This is a genomic window from Acinetobacter sp. YH16042, from assembly GCF_013417245.1.
In the GTDB taxonomy this organism is placed as follows: domain Bacteria; phylum Pseudomonadota; class Gammaproteobacteria; order Pseudomonadales; family Moraxellaceae; genus Acinetobacter; species Acinetobacter amyesii.
Genome location: NZ_VPEJ01000077.1, coordinates 1 through 2,706 on the forward strand (window position 1 = coordinate 1; position 2,706 = coordinate 2,706).

Sequence of the window (2,706 nt, forward strand, 5' to 3'; positions counted from 1 at the left end):
TGAAACCTATATTCACTATGCTGAAAATGGTACTTCTCAAAACCGTATTATTTTCTTTGCCGATGTTGAGCGTCCGTTAAAATCTCGCTGGATGCAAAAGTTTAATCACTGGTTTGGCAAGAATGTGATGACCGCAGCAAGTTCTCCGAATGAAGCAGGCGATCAGACAGGTGGCTTAAACAAAGTCTTTGGCTATGTCTATCAAGTGCGTTTAAAAGCGAAGGCCTTAAAAGCTAAAAATAGTCGCGTGTACTACTTCTTAAAATGGTTTTTGATGTTGGGTATTTTCTTCCTGATTTTTGTGCGCCCATATTTATTTTAATCGTGAAGCAAAGATTGAAAAAATACGCTCTTCGGGGCGTTTTTTTATGTGCTTTAAAATTAATCTGCAAAGTTGCATGCCAATCGAAAAATCTTGTATAGAATGAAAACAATAGATGGGGGATGCAATGTACACGTTTAGTTCTAAAAAAGATTGGTGGGTGGTGGCCTTTATTGTTTGTATGAGTGGCTTGCTCATTCAATTATTACTGACGATGCAAGCTAAAGGTACCATGCAGCAATATCCTGTTCATTAATTAAAATACAATGATTTTTATTTATTCTATTGATTTTTTTGGCAAATCTCTCTACTACTTTGTGGGATGATGGCATTGTAAGGATTACTTCATAATCTTTTTCATGCATTAAGCTATGGAGAATTTTAGAGATATTGGGGTTGAATTTTCCACACTCTTTAAGAGATATTGAGAATCCTTTTTGTCCTTTTAGGGCGTAAATTAAAGGATTCCCATCACCCCCCTGACGACTATACAAACGTTTAAAGACACTATGCACAATTAAGTCATTAAGTTTGTGATGATTAGGGTTAGCATCTAATGACGTATTTACTAGTTGTTCTGTTTCTGAGGTGAAAGTAACAACTTTATTGTCATTAACGAGAATTCCCAATTTAAGTCTCAACTATTTGGCTTATAAATAATTTTTAAAATTATCTTTATAAAAAAGAAAAAGTCCAATAAGTCTTGAAACTTATTGGACTTTCGCTTTATATTCTGTGGGTACAGTTATTTGATGCTACCAACATCAATTAACGAAAGATCGGCAGAGCTACCAACTCATACTGATATTCACCTTACGGCTAGTACCAGTTCCTATTTTAAAGAAAAGAACTAGTTTGACAAGCCTCAATTTGAAGTCCTTCGTTAATTCAGTAGTTTAAATCATCAAATAAGCACCTAACGGTCGAGCTTTATCTACTTCTGTGCGCCCTTTTTTAAAGGAACATATGCGGTGCATGTGGAGGGATAAGTGTCACTGGTGCATCGTAGCGATAGTCGAAAGGCTAAACCGCTTACAGGGGATCTCACATAGGCGGAGCGTTGGAAGTAGTTGTATAGGTCGGTGAAGTTGCATGTTGGAGGAATCCTCGCAGAGATATCGCCATACTTCGACAGGGAGCGTGTGGGAGAAGGTGCAAAACCTTTAGTCCTTGTCTGCATGGTCAGCAAAACCATGTGCGGATACGACCGATGCGTGGCTCCGTCAGCCCAATTACAGGTTAATCGGCAATACTTAAGGGATGTTGATTTTGAATCAGCGACCCTTAGGGAAAGTATTGCCGAAACTCTCTCAACGTTCACCATCAGCCCGAGCAAAGCGAGGGATGTGGGGACGTTGAAAGAGAGTTGAGAGCATTTTGTTTTACAAGATTTATGCCAATACTTCCTAGAGTTTATATACCGCGTCAATTGATTTAATTTTCATATAACAACTTTGTCCATTTTTAAATAAGCAAGGATACACAGCTACCCCTATTTAACTTTGTTAAACAGTGATAGTCTGTGACCTTGATCAGGGGCTTCACCCCCGATACCCCCGAAAAGCTTTAAAAAGAAAAATCAAAGATTTTCCAATTTAAAGCTTACAAAAGCCAAAGCAGGGTAGATTGAAATGTCAGGACATGAACAACAAGAGAATAAGCAAGGTAAAGCTGTTCGAGAGAGAACCTTTAAAGTCAGACTTTCTGAATCAGAATATCAATTGCTTGATTCAAATAATCCTTATGGTTCGATTGCAAAGTTACTTAGACAAGCAGCAGTAGAGAAAGCGACTAAAATTCATAATTCCAAAGCAGATGATGACCAAAAAATTAAAGTAACAAAGGTTGTTGAATCTTCGTATAGCAAGACAGAGCGAGTGTTAATTTTAGAACTTGGTCGAATTGGTAATAATGTGAATCAGATTGCCAAAGCCGTGAATACCGATATTGCAGGGGTAGGTACTTTTGACAAAGTGAAGTTACTTCATTTATTGATTTCAATTGATCAACAGCTTCGGGAGTTACGTCCAGATGATCGTTGATTTTTTTCGACATGGTTCAGGTTTGTCAAAAGGTTGTCTTGATTATTTATTGGGTGAAGATCGAGAGCGTGAACACGCACAGGTGCTTAGTGGTGATGTAGAACTGACAGCACAATTGATTGATAGCAGTCCTTTTGCAAAAAAATATACCAGTGGTTGTTTGTCCTTTTATGAGCATGATTTATCTGACCAGGATAAACAGAAAATAATGCAAAATTTTGAGGAATGTTTATTTCCAGGACTAGATAAAGACCAGTATCAAATTTTATGGGTACAGCACCAAGACAAAATTAATCAGGACACAGGTGAGACAAGGCTTGAGCTTAATTTTGTGATTCCCAA

The 2,706-nt window shown here is 37.6% G+C and carries 3 protein-coding genes and 2 pseudogenes; 4 read left to right on the plus strand and 1 reads right to left on the minus strand.

The features are described 5' to 3' along the window. Together FTV37_RS16905 and FTV37_RS18045 are read left to right on the plus strand one after the other, a co-directional pair. Positions 1 to 322, plus strand: a pseudogene (locus FTV37_RS16905) (aspartyl/asparaginyl beta-hydroxylase domain-containing protein); the annotation flags it as partial. Between the two features lie 127 nt (positions 323 to 449). Continuing rightward, positions 450 to 578, plus strand: coding sequence for a hypothetical protein (locus tag FTV37_RS18045; RefSeq protein ID WP_257222498.1), 129 nt, complete (start codon positions 450 to 452; stop codon positions 576 to 578). Here the strand turns inward: FTV37_RS18045 and FTV37_RS16910 are convergent. Beyond that, positions 544 to 951, minus strand: coding sequence for a hypothetical protein (locus FTV37_RS16910; RefSeq protein WP_174660742.1), 408 nt, complete (start codon positions 949 to 951; stop codon positions 544 to 546). The genes FTV37_RS18045 and FTV37_RS16910 overlap by 35 nt on opposite strands. A gap of 1,002 nt (positions 952 to 1,953) precedes the next feature. Between FTV37_RS16910 and FTV37_RS16915 the strand changes: the two genes are divergently transcribed. Both FTV37_RS16915 and FTV37_RS16920 read left to right on the plus strand, forming a co-directional pair. Then, positions 1,954 to 2,364, plus strand: a complete 411-nt coding sequence (locus FTV37_RS16915) for a MobC family plasmid mobilization relaxosome protein (RefSeq protein ID WP_174660743.1) — start codon at positions 1,954 to 1,956, stop codon at positions 2,362 to 2,364. Then, positions 2,354 to 2,706, plus strand: a pseudogene (locus tag FTV37_RS16920) (mobilization protein); the annotation flags it as partial. The gene FTV37_RS16915 and the pseudogene FTV37_RS16920, both read left to right, overlap by 11 nt.